The 18409-nt window shown below is 52.9% G+C and carries 17 protein-coding genes and 1 pseudogene; 8 read left to right on the top strand and 10 right to left on the bottom strand.

The features are described from left to right. Window positions 1–13 precede the first annotated feature (13 nt). Together AAIG39_RS04695 and AAIG39_RS04690 are read right to left on the bottom strand one after the other, a co-directional pair. Entirely contained in the window at window positions 14–1342 is a 1329-nt protein-coding gene (locus AAIG39_RS04695) for a PTS sugar transporter subunit IIC (RefSeq protein ID WP_090088120.1), read from the bottom strand. 11 nt (window positions 1343–1353) lie between these two features. Beyond that, window positions 1354–1668 carry a PTS sugar transporter subunit IIB gene (locus AAIG39_RS04690; RefSeq protein ID WP_090088122.1) on the bottom strand — a complete coding sequence of 105 codons (315 nt, stop codon included), beginning with the start codon at window positions 1666–1668 and terminating at the stop codon, window positions 1354–1356. Between the two features lie 294 nt (window positions 1669–1962). Between AAIG39_RS04690 and AAIG39_RS04685 the strand changes: the two genes are divergently transcribed. Then, window positions 1963–2916 (top strand): LacI family DNA-binding transcriptional regulator, encoded by a 954-nt coding sequence (locus AAIG39_RS04685; RefSeq protein WP_090088126.1) that lies wholly within the window; start codon window positions 1963–1965, stop codon window positions 2914–2916. 43 nt (window positions 2917–2959) lie between these two features. On the opposite strand, the gene AAIG39_RS04680 is transcribed toward AAIG39_RS04685, so the two are convergent. Both AAIG39_RS04680 and nfsB read right to left on the bottom strand, forming a co-directional pair. Next, window positions 2960–3502 carry an RNA 2'-phosphotransferase gene (locus AAIG39_RS04680; protein ID WP_343193290.1) on the bottom strand — a complete coding sequence of 181 codons (543 nt, stop codon included), beginning with the start codon at window positions 3500–3502 and terminating at the stop codon, window positions 2960–2962. Between the two features lie 269 nt (window positions 3503–3771). Next, a complete protein-coding gene (gene nfsB, locus AAIG39_RS04675) occupies window positions 3772–4425 on the bottom strand; it encodes an oxygen-insensitive NAD(P)H nitroreductase (protein WP_090088136.1) in 654 nt (217 codons plus the stop codon). A gap of 206 nt (window positions 4426–4631) precedes the next feature. Here nfsB and AAIG39_RS04670 point away from each other — a divergent pair, with 206 nt between their 5' ends. From AAIG39_RS04670 to AAIG39_RS04660, 3 genes are all read left to right on the top strand, one after another. Further along, window positions 4632–5567 (top strand): LysR family transcriptional regulator, encoded by a 936-nt coding sequence (locus AAIG39_RS04670; RefSeq protein WP_090088138.1) that lies wholly within the window; start codon window positions 4632–4634, stop codon window positions 5565–5567. A gap of 256 nt (window positions 5568–5823) precedes the next feature. Continuing rightward, window positions 5824–6777, top strand: a complete 954-nt coding sequence (locus AAIG39_RS04665) for an aldo/keto reductase (protein ID WP_343193289.1) — start codon at window positions 5824–5826, stop codon at window positions 6775–6777. Window positions 6778–6994: 217 nt separating this feature from the next. Further along, on the top strand, window positions 6995–7915 hold the full coding sequence (locus tag AAIG39_RS04660) for a helix-turn-helix transcriptional regulator (RefSeq protein WP_343193288.1): 921 nt from the start codon (window positions 6995–6997) through the stop codon (window positions 7913–7915). Here the strand turns inward: AAIG39_RS04660 and AAIG39_RS04655 are convergent. Together AAIG39_RS04655 and AAIG39_RS04650 are read right to left on the bottom strand one after the other, a co-directional pair. Beyond that, a complete protein-coding gene (locus tag AAIG39_RS04655; protein WP_090088144.1) occupies window positions 7872–8267 on the bottom strand; it encodes a (R)-mandelonitrile lyase in 396 nt (131 codons plus the stop codon). The two genes, AAIG39_RS04660 and AAIG39_RS04655, sit on opposite strands and share 44 nt — an antisense overlap. A 184-nt stretch (window positions 8268–8451) precedes the next feature. Continuing rightward, a complete protein-coding gene (locus AAIG39_RS04650) occupies window positions 8452–9351 on the bottom strand; it encodes a LysR family transcriptional regulator (protein WP_090088145.1) in 900 nt (299 codons plus the stop codon). A gap of 117 nt (window positions 9352–9468) precedes the next feature. Here AAIG39_RS04650 and AAIG39_RS04645 point away from each other — a divergent pair, with 117 nt between their 5' ends. From AAIG39_RS04645 to AAIG39_RS04625, 4 genes and pseudogenes are all read left to right on the top strand, one after another. Continuing rightward, window positions 9469–10218, top strand: coding sequence for an SDR family NAD(P)-dependent oxidoreductase (locus AAIG39_RS04645; RefSeq protein ID WP_090088147.1), 750 nt, complete (start codon window positions 9469–9471; stop codon window positions 10216–10218). Between the two features lie 439 nt (window positions 10219–10657). Beyond that, the gene (locus AAIG39_RS04635; RefSeq protein ID WP_343193287.1) at window positions 10658–11356 is read left to right on the top strand and encodes an amino acid ABC transporter permease; all 699 of its coding nucleotides are present in this window, start codon (window positions 10658–10660) and stop codon (window positions 11354–11356) included. Next, window positions 11334–12101: pseudogene (locus tag AAIG39_RS04630) on the top strand (amino acid ABC transporter ATP-binding protein). Before AAIG39_RS04635 ends, AAIG39_RS04630 begins: the two are co-directional and overlap by 23 nt. A 34-nt stretch (window positions 12102–12135) precedes the next feature. Beyond that, window positions 12136–12909: an amino acid ABC transporter substrate-binding protein gene (locus AAIG39_RS04625; RefSeq protein WP_090088153.1), complete on the top strand. Its 774-nt coding sequence runs from the start codon at window positions 12136–12138 to the stop codon at window positions 12907–12909. Window positions 12910–13218: 309 nt separating this feature from the next. Here the strand turns inward: AAIG39_RS04625 and AAIG39_RS04620 are convergent, their stop codons facing one another. From AAIG39_RS04620 to AAIG39_RS04605, 4 genes are all read right to left on the bottom strand, one after another. Then, entirely contained in the window at window positions 13219–14568 is a 1350-nt protein-coding gene (locus AAIG39_RS04620; protein ID WP_090088155.1) for a GntP family permease, read from the bottom strand. 95 nt (window positions 14569–14663) lie between these two features. Beyond that, window positions 14664–16631: a YjhG/YagF family D-xylonate dehydratase gene (locus tag AAIG39_RS04615; RefSeq protein WP_343193286.1), complete on the bottom strand. Its 1968-nt coding sequence runs from the start codon at window positions 16629–16631 to the stop codon at window positions 14664–14666. A 10-nt stretch (window positions 16632–16641) separates the two neighbouring features. After that, window positions 16642–17547 (bottom strand): dihydrodipicolinate synthase family protein, encoded by a 906-nt coding sequence (locus AAIG39_RS04610; protein ID WP_090088159.1) that lies wholly within the window; start codon window positions 17545–17547, stop codon window positions 16642–16644. Between the two features lie 4 nt (window positions 17548–17551). Beyond that, window positions 17552–18340 (bottom strand): IclR family transcriptional regulator, encoded by a 789-nt coding sequence (locus AAIG39_RS04605; protein ID WP_090088161.1) that lies wholly within the window; start codon window positions 18338–18340, stop codon window positions 17552–17554. Window positions 18341–18409: the final 69 nt, after the last annotated feature.

The raw sequence follows: 18409 nt of genomic DNA, 5'->3' as shown, positions 1-18409 counted from the left end.
TTTCTCTCCTTGTTCAGTTACTGCCGACGGTTTCCGCCATCGGTGCGCTGTTCTGCGCTTTTTGCTCTTCGGTTTTCATCAATGAACGTTCGTAAGCACGCAGGAACGGCAGATACATCAGTGCGGACATCACCATACAAATCAGGCACATCACCACCGGACTTAATGCCCAGTTTGCTGCCCAGGATGCGCCAATCGGAGCCGGTGTAGTCCACGGTGTCAGAGAGACAACTTGTGCCAGTAAGCCCATACGGGTTGCTGTATACGCCAGAATAGCGTTTACCAGAGGGACACAGACGAACGGGATAAACAGCATCGGGTTCATGATGATCGGTGCACCGAACAGAATCGGTTCATTGATATTGAAGAAACTTGGCACGACACCCATTTTGCCGATAGTCCTCAGGTGCGTAACGCGGCTACGCAGCAGCAAAAAGGCCAGCGGTAAGGTTGAACCCACGCCGCCGATCAGCAGGTAGTGGTCCCAGAAACCTTGCAGATAAACGTGCGGTAATGCAGCGCCGGCAGCCAGAGCAGCCTGGTTGGCGGAGAGGTTCGCCATCCAGAACGGGTTCATGATGCCGGTGACGATAAGCGAACCGTGGATACCGGCAAACCAGAAGATCTGGCACAGGAGTACAGAAAGCAGAATTGCAGGCAGGGAGTCCGATGCGGAGACCAGCGGTTCCAGCAGGTGCATAATCGCCTGAGGCAGGATCATGCCGGTTTGCGCTTCAATAAAAAGGTTCAGCGGGTGCAGCGTACCGATAATTACCAGTACCGGGATCAGGATTTCAAACGAACGGGCAACACCGGTCGGCACCTCTTTCGGCAGGCGAATGGTGATGTTGTGCTGCTTAAGCCAGGCATAAACGCGCGCGGAGTATATTGATGTCAGCAGCGCGGTGAAGATCCCCTGGCCGGAGAGGTACTGAGTGGAAATCTGTCCTTCATGATAGGGGGCAGCGACCAGCAGGAATGCCATAAACGCCAGCAGGCCGGTCATCACCGGGTCAAGATTGAACTGGCGACCCAGGCTCGCGCCGATACCGACAGAGATGAAGAAGGTCATGACCCCCATGCTCAGGTTGAAAGGCAACATCAGCTGCGCGCGGTATTCGGTAGAAAAATCCAGCCAGGCGCGGGCAAAGCCGTTGGTCGTTTCTGGTGAGAACGGCGGGAAAATAAACACCAGCATAAACGAGCCGATGATCATGAACGGCAGCGCGGCGGTAAAGCCATCGCGGATCGCGATAACATATTTCTGCTGTCCGAGTTTGCCCGCCAGCGGGGTAATGGACTGCTCAATGACGCCAATCATAGACTGATATAACGAACTCATGGGTTCACCTTTTAGTGCGCCGCTTCAATCAGCGACAATGCATAGTCCAGTACTTTATCGCCACGCTGCATCCCGTAGTCCATCGGATTGATGGGCTGTACGGGGATGCCGACGGCGGCGGCCTTTTCTGACAGCGTATTTAACATATATTTCACTTGCGGTCCGAGAAGCACGACCTGGTATCGTGGGAACTGCACATCAAATTCAGCCACACCGTACGCATCGATTTCGACCGGCAAATTCCGTTGCTGCGCCTCTTCAACCATTTTCCTGACTAACAGGCTGGTGGACATACCGGCGGAGCAACACAACATAATCCTGAACATCTTGACCATCCTCGAATGTAAAAAGTTATTGCGAGGACGATTGGATATCATAAGGAAACCGGTTTCCATCTCATCGCAAAAGAAGTGTGATGAGTATCAAAGTCTCGACGGGGTAAGCGCTTTTTTCTGGATTCAGGTCACGGAATTTGGATGGATTCTGATAGCAAGTGAGTCCAAATGGAAAATCGGTTTCCATGAAAAAAAGAAAAGGATATACTGCAAGTGGTTATATTATGAACCATTGCTGGACTTGGTATTTTCAGGCGCAACTTAGTCGTCTGTCAGGGGAAAAAGATGTCTACAATCAACGATGTATCACGTTTAGCTGGGGTGTCCAAAGCCACAGTCTCACGGGTGTTGAGTGGTTCGCGCGGCGTTAAGGAAGCAAGTCGCCTCGCAGTACTGAAAGCGGTCGATGAGCTGAATTATCGGCCCAATGTTATCGCACAGTCCTTACTCAGCCAGTCGACAGGCTGCATCGGCGTGATCTGCGCCCAGGACAATATCAACCAGACCACCGCGTATCTTTATGCGCTGGAAAAACACCTCAGCCAGAGCCAGAAACATCTGCTGCTGCGCTTTGCGAATACCAAAGCGGGGGTAATGAGCGCGCTGGAAGAGCTCACCTGCGGCTTGTGCGATGATGTATTAATTATTGGTGCCCGCTTCCCGCTGAATATCAACGACGAGAATGTCATTCTGGTGGATTGCGCGGAGTCGGATACGCCAAACAGCATCCAGTTTGATCATGCGTTCGCCGCGGAAACGGCCTGTAATTTCCTGATAAGCCAGGGAAGACGCCAGATTGCGCTGATCCATCCGGATGCCCGCGGTTCAACCGATCAGGTATTACTCGGCTATAAACATGCGCTGGAAAACAATTTCCTGCCGTTTAATCGTAACCTGGTTTTTATGGATGACACCTCGTCATCCGTGGCGTTGCAGGTATTGCTCAACAATGCCACTACCCTGAATTTCAATGCCCTTCTGGTTGCCGATGAGCAGGAAGCACAGCGTGTGATCCCGCAGTTGCAGGCGTTCAATAAATCCGTACCGGGCGACATCATGGTCTTTAGCCTGGCGGGCTCGTTGCACCTCCCGGGTGTGCCAAAAATCCCGGCGATTGAGTACTCCATGGACGCGATGGCAGCGCGGATTGTCGCGTGGCTTAACGAAAAAACCCAGAGCGTACTGGGCTCTTGCGTGGTGCGCGGGGATTTAATTATTCCTGAAATGATCAAACGCTAACGTTTAAAGAGAGCCTCCGCCCGGAGGCTTTTTTACGCCGGGATCACTGGCCGATAAATTCTTCCGCGACCTGCCGGGTCAACCAGACGCCATTCTCCGCCTGATAGAATGGATAACCCTGCTCGAACATGGCTAAAGCGTTAATTTCCAGCACCACCGGAGTGCCGTAACGCTGCCCGACCTGAATGGCCACCTCCCGATCGGAAGAGAGATGAACATACTGTCGCGACTGTGCGGTTAATCCTTCTGCAAGAATGGCGGAAAGAAAACGGCTGGCGGTGCCGTGATATAAAATGTCCGGTGGCTTTTTTTCTGTAAAGGCAATATCGACCTGCGTCGTCGAGTGTCCCTGAACGGCACGAATACGCAGCCCGTCTTCGGAGAGGGCGAAGCGTTTTTTATCACTGCCCTGCACGACGGCTTCGATGAGTTGTTTGTCCAGTGATTGCCCATGACCGGCTGCGCCTGCGATCAGTGCATCAATGTTCGCCCACCCTTCACTATCCAGTTCCAGTCCAATGGCTTGAGGTTGGTGGCGCAGAACGTAGCTCAGAAATTTACTGACTTCATTATGTGCTTTTTTCATTTTTACCTGCCTTGCCAGTCGTTTGCACGAAGCACAACTCAGCAAACTGTTGACGGTTATAAATCGCCCAGTTTGACACTCTCAAATGAAGGGTGAAAGAGGGGTGAAAAAGCAGCTCATAAAAACAGGACAATCCCTCTCCTTTAGAGAAGAGGGGAATACCCGAATGCGGCGTAATGCCTTATTCGGGCTACGGGAGCAGCGCGTGCATTACGGCAGGAAAAGGGTGAGGGGAGAAGGTCTCACCCGCACGCGTACAGCACTCACCATCAAATAAAGGTAAAGATCTCTTCACGCGGCAGACGGGATTTCGGCAGAGCGGCGTTGAAATCACCTTCGCTGCGGTAACCGAGCGACACCAGTACAACGCTGGTGAACCCTTTTTCACGCAGGCCCAGAGAGAGGTCCAGCGCACGTTGATCAAAACCTTCCATCGGTGTTGCATCGATACCTAACATCGCCGCGCCCAGCAGCAGGCCGCCCAGCGCCAGATACACCTGTTTCTCCATCCACTGCGGAATATCACGGGATTCATAGCGGTGCATATCGACATAAGAGCGACGGCCCTTATCCTGGCCTGCCTGCGCGCCTTCGGCGACGAAACGGCCATCTGCGCTCTCCTGCGCCAGCACTTTTTGCAGGTGCTGATCATCCAGATCTGTACGCATGCAAAGCGCAATAACGTGCGAAGCATTCAGCACTTTAGGTTCGTTATAAATGAAAGCGCCGGTGGTGGATTTTGCAATCGCTGCGCGGCCTTCGGCAGTCGATGCCACCACAAAATGCCACGGCTGGGAGTTCACCGAAGAGGGGCTGTTTTGTAGTACATTCAGCAGCGTCTCAATCTGCTCCTGCGGCAGCGTTTTACCACCTTCAAAGGCTTTAACGGTATGGCGGGCAAGCACAGCATCATCTAAAGTCATCGTCTCTCTCCGGGCAGGAAAATGAAATAAATTCGGGACTTGTCGCCCCGTCTGGTAAGTCGAGAATAAACACAAATGCTGACGAGATAAATCACCTCCGCTGTGCAGCACTTTCCCTCCGAAAGTGAAAATAATGTCCTGGTGCTTTGCGCCTGTGGGTTTTTCTGGCAAAAAGAGGGCAGACCGTAGGCCTGGCTGGAGTAATCATGATTCGCCTTGAAGATGTCACCTTATTTGTTCGCTCGGCTGCGCTGGGCAGTTTCTCCAGTGCGGCGCGGGAGGCCGGGCTATTGCCGGGGCAGGTCAGCGCCGCCGTACATCGCCTGGAGCGCGACCTTGATAAGCGCCTGTTTGTGCGATCGACACGCAGTCTGCGTTTGACCACAGAGGGAGAAAAATATCTGCCCTTCGCTCAGGAGATGCTGGCCGTAGTGCAAGCGGGTGCGGAAAGCCTGCACAGCAGTGACAACGACATTCAGGGTGAACTGCGTGTGGCCGTGCCGTCTGATCTTGGCCGCAACGTGCTGTTGCCGCTTATCACCCGGTTTTGCCAGCAGTACCCTAAAATCTCGCTGCGCCTGTCACTCTCCGATGAAATCAGCGATGTCTTCCGTGACCCGGTGGACATTGCGATTCGCTATGGCGTGCTGGATAACAGTAGCTATGTCGCATTGCCGCTGGCAGAAGATAACCGCCGCGTCCTGGCCGCCTCCCCGGCTTATCTGCAACAACATGGCAGGCCGCAAATTCTGGACGATATCGTTAATCACCACTGCCTGCTGTTTACCATGAACAGCCACGTCTATGACAAATGGAGCTTCCCGGAAGATGGCATGCGTCGCCAGTTGATCGTTAAAAGCCGAATGCTGTGCGACGACGCGGATGTTGCCCGACGCTGGGCGCTGGAAGGGATGGGTATCGTCTATAAATCGTGGATTGATATCAGCGCAGACGTTCAGGCGGGCAGGCTGGAAGTACTCTTACCGCAGCACCCTGGCGAAGCGGCACCCCTCAACCTGATTTGCCCACACCGCAAGCAATTCTCCCCGGCGATACGCCAGTTGCACAGCGCGTTACGCGAGCCTCTTCGCGCGATCACTGCGTTATTGCATACCCACCCGGCGTTTCACCCACAGTCCTGATTATCATGTCTGATATATAAGCGGCACTGTACATTGTTCCTGGATGTCTATCATCAGACAAAATTCAGCGTTCAAAAAGCCACGTTTTGCTAACCCCTGATGTGACGATAGGCGACTATTGTTGAAGCCATACAAAAAATCAGGGATCGCGTTCAGTGATGAATGCGGCTAAAGGCGCAAATCAGCGCCCCATGTTGTCCGGGCTGGCGACGCAAGGAGTGCCGGTTTCAGTCTGTCATCGAAAAGGTATTTGCGAATGGCTTTACGTTCATTAGGTACCACGGGTTTACAAATCCCCCGGCTGGTTTTTGGCGGTAACGTATTTGGCTGGACCGTGGATGAGAAGCAGAGTTTCAGTTTACTGGACGCGTTGCTGGAACGGGGCTTTACCGCTATCGACACCGCAGACGTTTATTCTGCGTGGGCACCAGGCAACAAAGGCGGTGAATCGGAAACCATTATTGGCAAGTGGTTTGCCGCACATCCTGGGGTGCGTGAAAAAGTCACCCTTTTTACGAAAGTCGGCGCTGATCTGGGGGAACCTGGCAAAAAAGGCCTTTCCGCGCGCTGGATTGAACAGGCAGTCAACGACTCATTACGTCGCCTGCAAACCGACTATATCGACCTGTATTTCTCCCACTGGCCGGACAGCGAAACGCCGTATGACGAAACCCTGGGGGCATACCAGAAGCTGCTTAAAGCCGGCAAGATCCGTTCTGTCGGTGCGTCAAACCTCAATGCAGAACAGTTACAGGCTTCCCTGAAGGTGGCGGATGACAACGATTTGCCCCGCTACCAGGTGCTGCAACCGGAATATAACCTGTATGACCGTGACAGTTTTGAAGGAAAACTACAGGACTTAACGATTCGGGAAAATATCGGTGTGGTGACCTATTACAGCCTGGCATCGGGTTTCCTGTCGGGCAAATACCGCAGCGAAAGCGATCTCAGCCAGAGCCAGCGCGGGCAGGGAATCAGCAAATATTTGAATGCACGTGGCTTTGCCATTCTGGATGCCGTGGATAAGGTGGCGGAGAAACATAACGTGAAACCCGCTGAGGTAGCCCTTGCCTGGCTTATCGCCCAGCCCGGTGTGACAGCGCCTATCGCCAGCGCCACCAAAATTGCCCATGTGGAGAGCTTCGTGACGGCGGTATCGCTGATTCTGTCGAGCGAGGATATCGCAACACTGAATAACGCCGGTAAGTAAGGCGCAAACCGGATGGTTATGTGCCATCCGGTGCTCTTTTCCCACCTAAAAATTGTAGTTTTGCATGACCTGAAACAATTTTTCCCGTCGTTCTGTTGGAGTTTTTGTCGCCTCTGCCGTTAACCATTTTGATGAACGCCACGTATTACCGCACAAGTCCGGCAGGTGATTGCCGCCGCGTAAGCGCCTTCTGACTTGTCTTTGGGGACAGGGAACAATGAAGGAAAGTCACGCAAAGAAACACGACGTGCTGATTGAGCGACTGTGCGAAATTTTCTCGGTCCTTTATCAGGGAAATACCATCGATAAAGCATGGTTATGTACAAAATTTGGCATTACGGCGCGCACCGCGTATCGCGATCTGGCGCGGCTTGCCCACTTACTGGATCAGGTTTCGCCTGGTCGCTATCGTCTGAGTACGCATCTGCTTCCGACCCTGCATACGGGGCATCTGGCGGAATTTGCTGATTTCGCGGGTGTTGCGCATCTTTTCCCACGCCGGGACGGGCAATCGCTGCGTAACAGCATGAAAAACCGGGATAACATCGCTTTTCATGGCGTCAGCAGCCGGGAGAATTACACCATTGATGCTCTGATCGGCGAGCTCAATCAGGCTATTGCCGCCCGGCAGGAAGTCACGTACCACTACCGTGAAAAAAACCGCTGCGTCCAGCCGTATCGCTTAATAAATCATTATGGTTTGTGGTATCTGGCGGCAGTGGATGAGGGCACGTTAAAGGCTTTCGAGCTGGCGCTTATTTCCCGCTTTGCGCCAGGCACAAGCCGATTCAGAGCCGATCCGCAGGTGCTGGAGGAGCTTGAAGCAAGCTCGGGTATTCGCTTTGGCAAAAAGACAGAGGTGCAATTACGGATATCGCCACACGCAGCGAAATATGTCAGCCGACGCCCACTTTTTCCTGCCCAGCGTCTGCTGGAACGGCACGACGATGGCGGCATGACGATTTCGTGCGACATCCATGACCCGCACACGCTGTTTCGCTGGCTACGCTACTGGCTTCCGGATGTCAGCATCCATTCGCCCGCTTCCCTGCGTGACGCGTTTAAGCAAGATTTACAACGGCGCTACGCCGAGGCTAGCGACGATATTGTTCATCCGATACCTGCTCAAGCCAGGTAACCGGGCTGCCGTTTTGTGATTCGGCGATAGCGATATGGGTCATTGCATTCTCTGGCGTTGCGCCGTGCCAGTGCTTCACATCCTGGGGGATCCAGACGATATCGCCCTGGTTCATCTCCTGGATGGGTTCTCCTTCACACTGGATCCAGCCTTTACCCTGGGTGATGATCAGCGTCTGGCCGAGTGGGTGGGTGTGCCATGCCGTGCGTGCGCCAGGTTCAAAGGTGACAATCGCGCCACCGACGCGTGCCGGGGCATCGGTCTGGAACGGGGAATCGAGGCGTACGCGGCCAGTAAAATAAGCCTCCGGGCCGGGTGCGGAAGGGACAGAACCACTACGGATAATTTTCATTTTCCTCTCCTCAAAGGTAAAAACCGCAGGGTTAAGTTTATGCGGCATTGCCGGGATTTGATTAGTCGGGGAAATCAAAAGGAGCTCTGAGATACATTCATGAGTGTCTCAGACAGAGGTTTTCCCCCTGTCGTGCCTTAACGCTGACGGGGGTGAAAAGTGCCAGCATCATCACCGCCCGGGATTACAGCCTCGTCAACGTCGCAAAATAAGTGGCCAGACTATCAATCAGCGCCCTGACCGCAGGCGGCAACCCTTTGCGCGTGGTGAATACCAGATGGACAATCCCCGGTACGCTGCGCCACTGCGGGAATACCTGTACCAGCTCTCCCTTCTCTAATGCGCGATGGCAAAAGTGCTCCGGCAGAAATGCCACGCCGAGTCCCTGGCTTGCCGCCGTGCGCACCGCCGCAAAATCACTACAACTCATCATCGGTTCATGACGAAATAGCATGCTCTGCTTGTCGCGGTTTTCCAGCGGCCACTCCGCTTCGGTGTCGCCATCATTGGTACTGAGAGTGGGGAGGGTATTGAGCGTGGCGATATCCTCTCCTGCACGCCTCGCCAGCGCCGGGCTTGCCACCAGGATACGGTGCGAAATACCCAGCGTGCGCATGATGAGTTCCGCATCGCTATTAAGCTGCGTGCGCACCCGCAGGGCCACATCAATACGCTCATTAATCAAATCCACGGGCCTGTCGAGAGCAAGAATTTGCAGCCGGACCTTCGGATAGCGGTGCATATAGGCCATCAGCGTGTCGGAAACCACTTCCACCATCCCGGTCGGACAGCTAAAGCGTACCAGGCCATGCGGCTCGGAATGGGCATTCACAATTAACGCTTCTGCTTGTTCAGCCTCTTGCAGCATAGCCCGGCAGCGTTGATAAAACGCCTCGCCCACTTCCGTGACGCGAAAACGGCGGCTGGTTCGCTCAATCAACCGTACACCGAGTCGAGATTCCAGCTCGCTAATTCGGCGGCTGAGTTTTGATTTCGGTTCGTGCAGTGCCCTGCCTGCGGCGGCAAACCCGCCGTGGCGTACCACCTCGGCAAAATAGCGATAGTCATTCAGATCGGTACGCATTGTCACCTCATCGTTCTTTTAATAGAACGATAGGTAGCATAATTGCTATCTTTTTGCACCATCGTTCCACTGGTATCTTCATCATCACTAACCCAACGGAATAAACCGGAGCTTAAGATGAACAGATACAGCAACAAAGTCGTGGTAGTCACTGGTGGTACAAGCGGTATTGGTCTGGCTACAGCAAAAGCCTTCGCAGCAGAAGGGGCGCATGTTTATATCACCGGACGTCGCCAGGAAGCACTGGACAACGCGGTACAGGCAATCAGCGGCAACGTGGTCGGCGTGCGTGGCGATATGGGGCAACTGGCCGATATCGACCATCTCTATGATGTCATTCAGCAACAGCATGGTCAGATTGATGTGCTGGTGGCAAATGCAGGCGGCGGCGACTTTGCGCCTCTTGGTGAAATCACTGAACAGCATTATGAACAGACTTTTAACACCAACGTCAAAGGTGTGCTCTTTACAGTGCAAAAAGCGCTGCCGCTGCTCAAAGATGGCGCCTCCATTGTATTGACGGCCTCGACAACCAGCGTGAAAGGTACCCCGGCATTTAGCGTTTATTCGGCCACCAAAGCAGCGGTACGTAACTTCGCCCGTAGCTGGATTCTGGATCTTAAACCGCGTCGTATTCGCGTCAATGCCGTCAGCCCTGGCCTGACGGACACCGCAGGTCTTAACGAACTGTTTGGTGGCGGCGAACAGGCAGAAGGCACCAAATCCTGGCTTTCTGAACAGGTACCGTCAGGCCGTATTGGTCAGCCTTCTGAGGTTGCCAGTGCCATCGCGTTCCTCGCCTCGGATGACGCGAGCTATATCAATGGCATCGAGCTGTTCGTCGATGGCGGCCTGGCGCAGATTTGACGTACAAGCATTGCCCCGCATTAAGAAAGGTGCGGGGCAATGCCGTACATCCCATGCATGAAGCCGCAACAGATTCCGGGCAAATTCAGCCAGAGCTGGCAAAACCCGGTATACCCCCTGGCCCTGCTTACGCTCGTTCGCAGGGATTAATCCAGGTCACTAACAATACGCACGAATTTGAACGTATTCCTGGAATACGTTTGTCTTACTGGACGATTCAATGATGCCTGCTGTGAGCCTCAGAATAGACTCCCTTTGTATTATTTATGCATAAAATGCAAAAGCATTCCCATAAATAGCAATTGTTAAAAGTAACTATCCATTCCTGGTATATCTCGATACATCCGCAAATTCCTCGTGGTAGACTTGCCTGATAAAATATATCTATGCCATTTAATTTATAACAACTGAAAATAATAATTTTCAGGGAAGGTGAAGTGTGCCTGATTGGTTATCTTTAGCAATAGATTCATTTTGGCCAATGCTGTATGCCGGGCTGACATTTACTATTCCGTTAACGTTAATTACTTTCGTCCTTGGATTAATTCTGGGATTCGTCGTGGCGTTAATTCGCTTATATGGTCCGGCACCGCTGAAAAGTGCGGTGCGCTTTTATGTCTGGATTATTCGCGGCACGCCGCTGCTGGTACAACTGTTCCTTATTTTCTACGCCCTGCCGAATGCGGGCATCACGCTGGATGCGTTTCCGTCGGCGGTAATTGGCTTTACGCTGAATATTGGTGCCTATACATCGGAAGTGATCCGCGCGACGCTGCTCTCGGTGCCGAAAGGCCAGTGGGAAGCGGCGCACTCCATCAGCATGAGCTGGAGCCAGTCGCTGCGCCATATTATTTTGCCGCAGGCGGCGCGCGTGGCGGTGCCGCCGTTATCAAACACCTTTATTTCGCTGGTCAAAGACACTTCGCTGGCATCGGTCATTACGGTTCCGGAGATGTTCCTCGCCGCGCAGCGTATTGCCGCCGTCACCTATCAACCCCTTATTCTTTATAGCGAAGCTGCACTGCTCTATCTGCTGATCAGCTCCGTCTTATCGTATTTACAGTCACAGCTGGAAACCCGATTAGAAAGAAATACCGTGGCTAAGGAAAATAATAATGATAACGCTATCCGGAATTGAGAAAAGTTTTGGTTTGCAAAAAGTTCTGCACAATATTTCTCTTACTCTACCGGAAGGAAGCGTCACGGCATTAATTGGCCCCTCCGGCAGTGGAAAAAGTACATTGCTACGTTGTGTCAATTTGCTGGAAATTCCACAGGCTGGAACGCTGCAAATTGGCAGTGAAAATATTTCATTTAACGGACATGTCAGACCGAAGAAAAAAGATATCCGGCGTATCTGCCAGCAGACCGGCATGGTCTTTCAGAACTTCCAGCTCTTTCCGCACTTAACGGTGCTGGACAACATTATGCGTGGGCTGGTGGTAGTACAGAAATGGCCGCTCACCAGAGCCAAAGCGAGGGCGGAAGAGCTACTCGCCAAAGTTGGCATGCTGCATAAGCGCGACGCCTGGCCAGCCATGCTCTCCGGTGGCCAGCAGCAGCGCGTGGCTATCGCCCGTGCACTGGCTCCGTCGCCAAAAGTTTTGCTTTGCGACGAACCGACGTCGGCACTTGACCCGGAATTATCCCTGGAGGTTGTGGCCGTACTGCGACAGCTTGCCCAGGAGGGCACCACCATGCTCATGGCGACACATGACTTAAGGCTGGCGGCCAATATTGCCAACCAGGTGGTGTTCCTCGAGTCCGGACACATTGTCGAGAGCGGCACCTCAAAGGCTATCTTCACCTAGGCGAAGAAGACGCGAACACAGCTGTTTATTTCCACCCTGACCGACACCCTTCCCGATTCGTGGGAAATTTAAAACAACAACACGGCAACCTTTTAAGGAGCTAATGATGAAGATATTCGTTACTGCACTGCTGGCCACCGCCATCCAACTGAGCGTTTCTCATGCTGCTTTTGCAGCAAACGATCTGTCCGGTATCAAATCTGCCGGGGTGTTGAAAATCGGCACCGAAGGCACCTATCCGCCGTTCACTTACCATGACGCCTCCGGAAAACTGGTGGGGTTTGATGTGGAAATCGGCCGTGAAATCGCCAGGCGTATTGGGGTGAAAGCTGAATTTGTCGAAGGCAAATGGGATGGCCTGATTGCCGGGCTGGACGCTAAACGTTACGACGCGGTCATTAACCAGGTATCGATTACTCCGGAGCGTCAGGCGAAATTTGCTTTCTCCGAGCCTTATATCTCCTCTAAAGCGGTGCTGATCGTGAATAGCAATAATACGACGATCAAGAGCTTCGATGACCTCAAAGGCAAGAAATCCGCCCACACGCTGACCAGTAACTATGCTCAACTGGCGCGTAAATACGGCGCGGAAGTGGTAGGTACAGATGGCTTTGATCAGTCGGTGTCGCTGGTTGCGCAGGGACGCGCGGACGCCACTATCAACGATAACCTGTCGTTCCTGGACTTCAAAAAACACAAGCCGGATGCACCGGTGAAAATTGTGGCGGCGCAAAATGATGCTGAACAGGTGGGCGTGCTGATTCGTAAGAATGATGCGGAACTGCAACAAGCGATCAATAAAGCCCTCGACGGCATTAAATCCGACGGAACATACCAGAAGATATCCACTACCTACTTCGGGACCGATGTGTCGAAATAACAGACGTATGGCGCCGCTGTAGATTTTGAGGAAGGAGAGCGCACAGCATGTAAAAAGGCAGCAGATGCACGGGAGAACCGGGGTAATTTGCTGCCAAAAGTACAACCGTTGCTGCGCTTTTCTCTTTAATTTGGCAAGGATAAAGAACGGGGCGATGAAGGTGATGATGAAATGAAAGCCTGTTATTCAGTCTCTCTGAGGGAGTCTGCGCGATTTGCTCCCTCTTCCTGAGGAAGAGGGAGGGTGGGGGAGATGCCCACGCGGCAGGCAGCCTGACGGTGGAGCAGATCCCCCGGATGGGGACATAACTTACATCACCATACTCGCTAACAGGATAAACAGCAGGCCGCAGATGGAGAGCAGCGTTGACATGAGCGTCCAGGACAACAACGTCTCTTTGGTGGTCAGGCCGAAGAAATCCTTAATCATCCAGAAACTGGCATCGTTCACATGTGAACAGATGCAGGAACCTGCCCCCGTTGCCAGCGTAATCAGCGCCAGATTGGTGTGGGGATGCGCCGCCAGCAATGGAATAACCAGCCCGGCGGTGGAGATCGCCGCCACTGTGGCTGAACCCAGGCAGATCCTCAGAAATGCCGCCACACCCCAGGCCATCAGAATGGGGTTGATATCCATCCCTGATACCAGCGTGGAAATGTACTGACCTACTCCGGAATCAATCAATACCTGTTTAAACGCACCGCCGCCGCCGATAATCAACAGCAGACCGGCAATTCCGGCAATCGCTTTACTGCAGGAGTCCATCAGTTCCGAAATGGTTTTCCCGCGCCCTACACCCATGGTGTAAATCGCGAACAACAGCGAAATCAGCATGGCGATGGTGGAGTTCCCCAGAAACAGGAAGATGTTATACAGCATGCCAGGATCGCCTGCGTCTTTCGGGCGCGCCATCTGCATAATGGTCACCAGCGCCATCAAAATAACCGGCAGCATGGCGGTCAAAAAGCTAATGCCAAACCCTGGCATTTCGCTCTCGGTAAAGCTCCTGGTGGCACCGAGAGAGGCAATATTGCCCTCTTTTTTAAAGGCATCCGGAATCAATCGCTGGCACACTTTATTCAACAGCGGGCCGCAGAGAATAAAGGTCGGAATGCCCACGATAATACCGTAAATCAAGACCATACCGACATCTGCGCCATATTCACGGGCGATCACGGTCGGTCCCGGATGCGGCGGCAGGAAACCGTGCGCGACCAGCAAACCGGAAAGCATCGGCACGCACATATACATCGGCGATATTTTTGCTTCGCGGGCGATAGCAAAAATAATAGGTACCAGCAGAATCAGGCCAACTTCGAAAAAGAGCGCAATACCGACGATAAACGCCGAACAGACCACCGCCCAGTCGAGTTTCTTTGCGCCGAAATATTTCAGCATGGTCAGCGCGATGCGCTGCGCGCCGCCAGCGTCAGATAACAGACGCCCGAGCATCACGCCGAAGCCAAATATCAAACCTATATGACCTAACGTACCGCCAAGCCCTGATTCGACCGAAGCAACAACTTTATTCAGGTTCATTCCACTGGCGATGGCGACCCCGATTGAGACGATAATTAACGAAACAAAAGTATTTAATTTTATTCTTATAGTTAAAAGCAGGAGTACAGCAATACCTGCCACGACGATAAATAGTGGCATAACGTCCTCTCTTTCCAGGATACAGATGTGAGCTACCAGACTGCCTGAACCAGGCAGTCGAATAATAAAAAACTTAATAATGGGTATGACTTAACTCAGGGCTTATTAATATAGTCCTGTAGTGCTTCACTAATTTTATTAATGTCATAAATACAGCCGCGCCACGTACCGCCGCTTACTGCCTGGAGCATTGCCCAGAGACGGGTATCGTCCGGTAATTCCGGGTCTGGCATTAAATCCGGATGACTATTGCGGGCATTTAATAATGCAGCCGCCTCCTCACGAGATGGCAGAATATTATCTATATCGGTTCCTAAGAAATTCACCTCCCCATGCAATTGTTTGCAGTCGATTTTAATTTCAATAATATCTCCGGTACGTAATTTACCAATCGGTCCTCCCGCCAGGGCTTCTGGCCCCACGTGGCCAATACAGGCACCGGTTGAGACACCGGAGAAGCGGGCATCGGTAATTAACGAGACATGTTTACCGTATGACAGATGTTTTAGCGCGCTGGTAACCTGATATGTCTCCTCCATTCCCGTGCCGGAGGGACCAACACCGATAATCACCAGAATATCGCCCGCTTTAATTTTGTCGTGCTTGATATCGTAAATGGCCGCTTTTTCCGAGAGATATACCTTCGCCGCGCCTTTATGGTAATAAACGCCCTCTTCATTAATTACAGAGGCATCAATGGCCGTGGACTTAATTACCGAACCTTCCGGCGCGATATTGCCTACCGGGAAGGTAATGGTGGACGTCAGTCCGCGTTTCGCGGCCTGTTGCGGCGACATAATGACATCTTCCGGTGCGACCTGTTCTTGCTTGAATAGCAGCTCTTTGAAAATCTGCCGACGTTCGGACTGCTCCCACCAGTCGAGATTTTCCTTGAGGGTATTACCGGTGACGGTCATGACATCTTCATGCAGTAACCCCAGGCTTCGCAGATGCAACATCACCTCCGGCACGCCGCCCGCCATAAAGGCATTGACCGTCGGGTGATAGACCGGGCCGTTCGGCAGCACGCTCACTAAGCGCGGCACCTGCTTGTTAATGCGGATCCAGTCTTCCACGGTCGGGATGTGGCAGCCCGCCTGATGGGCGATCGCCGGGATATGCAGCAGCAGGTTGGTGGAGCCACCGAATGCCGCGTGGACCATCATGGCATTCTCAAAGGCTTTATCGGTAAGGATATCCTTCGTGGTGATGCCTTTGTGGGTCAGTTGCAGCGCCGCGCGGGCGGAAGCGCGGGCAATTTCCTGCCACACCGGCTCGCCTGATGGCGCCAGGGCGGAGTGAGGAATAGCCAGCCCTAACCCTTCGGCCACCACCTGCGAGGTGCCCGCGGTGCCCAGGAACTGACAGCCGCCGCCGGATGATGCGCAAGCCTGGCATCCTGCCCGGCGAGCGCCCTGCAACGACAATTCGCCATTGGCAAAACGCGCGCCGATGGTCTGCACTTTGCCGTTATCTTCGCCGTGTAGCGCAGGCAGCGTCGCGCCGCCTGGGATCAGCACCGTGGCTTTGTCATGCTGAGAGGCGAGCGCCATCATAGTGGCGGGCAGCCCTTTGTCGCAGGTCGCCACGCCAATCACCGCTTTGGCATCCGGCAGGGAGCGAATCAGGCGACGCATTACCATCGAGGCGTCGTTGCGGTAGGGCAGCGAATCGAACATCCCGGTCGTGCCCTGGGTACGACCATCGCATGGGTCGGAGACATAGACCGCATAAGGCAGGGCGTTATGGTGTTTGATAACGTCCGCTGCCGCTTTCATCTGGATATCCAGCTCATAGTGACCCTGGTGAAGCGCCAGCGCGACAGGTTTCCCGTCTGGCCCGCGAAGCCCGCCCAGCGTGCTCAGTAGCAGAATGCCATCACGGTTAAGCTCGTCTGGCGACCAGCCCATCCCGGCATTCATCGTCATACCAAAAATATCGCCACTGGGTCGGTTGATCAGCATATCCGGCGTCAGAGGCAGCTCGCCTTGCGGGCCTGCGGCATGCGTCCTGACGTGATAAATCTCCCGGTTGTCGTTATCAAATATTTCGCGAACAGACATGGTGTTCCCCTTATTGTTTTAAAATTCCCTGAGAGGACAGGAGCGCCCTGACTTTTTCTTTTGCTTCCGTCGATGCTTCCAGGATCGGCGGCAGGCAATACGTATTCACCGGGAGCCCCACGCACTGCATGGCATATTTGATGAGCGAGACAAACGGCGTTTCCAGCGCATAAATCGACGGTAGCTGGAGCAATTTTTTATTGAGCGTGGCGGCCGTGGCGAGATCGTCTTCCTGCCAGGCGCGATAGATGCCGATGGATAATTCCGGCGCGAAGTTGGCGCTGGCGGTAATCGACCCGTCACCACCCAGCAGCAACGTGTTGAGTAGATGGTCGTCATAGCCGCAGAACACGGAGAAATCCGGGCGCACCGCTTTGACGGTGTTAATCATCGTGCGCAGGTGGCCGACGCTGTCGATGGTGTCTTTAATGCCAACGATGTTGTCGTTTTGCAGGACCAGACGTTTGACGGTCTCAGGGGTTAAGTCCTGACCGGTAAGGTCGGGGAAGTTATAGATGATCACTGGCAGCTTTACGCTGCGCGCGATGCGCTGATAATAATCGTCCAGGTTGCGTGGGGCGACTTTCCAGTAATAGGGGTTAATGGCAACAATGGCATCCGCACCGCAGACCTCAGCATGCTGCGCCAGTTTTACCGCTTCGTCGGTGGAGGGAGAACCCACGCCAATCAATACCGGAACGCGCTTATCCGCCGTGGCGACCGCCGCTTCGGCAAGCGCCATCCGCTGGCTGGTGTTCATCTGGCTGAATTCCCCGCCGGTCCCCAGATAAAACAGTCCGTCGACCCCTTTCTCAATCAGAAAATCAGCGACCGCTTTCATGGCTGTTTTATCGATATTTCCGTCGTTATCAAAGGTGCTGGAGACCGGCGGAATAATTCCCCTGAACTTTTTCATTACATCAGTTTCCTTTTCTTAGGTTTTCACTTTCACTCCGGTATCCCAGCCCATATGATATTTGCCCGGCGCACTGGCGAAGCAATTCGAGATAACCATCGATCTTATTTCCTGAATACACCACCGGATCACCCGACAGTGAGATCGCATAATTAACCCGGTTATACATATTGAATACCGGCATACTCAGACATACTGCGCCATAGGTTGATTCTTCATTGTCTATGGCCCATCCACGTAGACGCGTTTTTTGCAACTCTTCCCGAAATAACCTTTTATCGGTAAAGGTATTTTCAGTGTGTTTGGTGAGCGCTAACGCATCCAGAAAATAATCCATCTCTTCACGGGGCTTCCAGGCGAGTAACGCTTTGCCGAGCGCCGTGATATGTAATTCTAATTTCTTACCAATCCAGCTTTTTTTCGTTGGTACGGAACCGGGACTTTCCACTTTATCGAGATAAATGGCGTAGCAATCTTCTATGGCCCCTAAATGACAGACCAGTCCGCTTTTTTGCGAAAGCTCCTGCATCGGGCGCTTGGTCACCTCAAAAATATTTTTGCGGTGTAATGCCTGACAACCAAGTTCATAATTTTTAATGCCGAGTGAATACTGGTTACGATCGCTTTTCGTCAGAAATCCGCAATCAACCATGACATTTAATAAATTCAGCAGGCTGCTCTTTGGGTACTGAAATTCCCGTAGAAGCTCCATAAAGCTCGCTGCGCCAACATAGGCAATGTAGGTCAGTATTTTCTCAGCCCGAATAAGTGAATTACATCCTTTACCGCCCATAACGGCTCCTCTATTGATTGAATAAAAGTTTATCTATCCTGTTCAGGGGAGAATACATGTGGTTCAACA

This window comes from Phytobacter palmae, assembly GCF_039409775.1.
GTDB lineage: Bacteria > Pseudomonadota > Gammaproteobacteria > Enterobacterales > Enterobacteriaceae > Phytobacter > Phytobacter palmae.
Note: the sequence above shows the minus strand (reverse complement) of the source record. Positions and strands in the feature narration are given on the sequence as shown.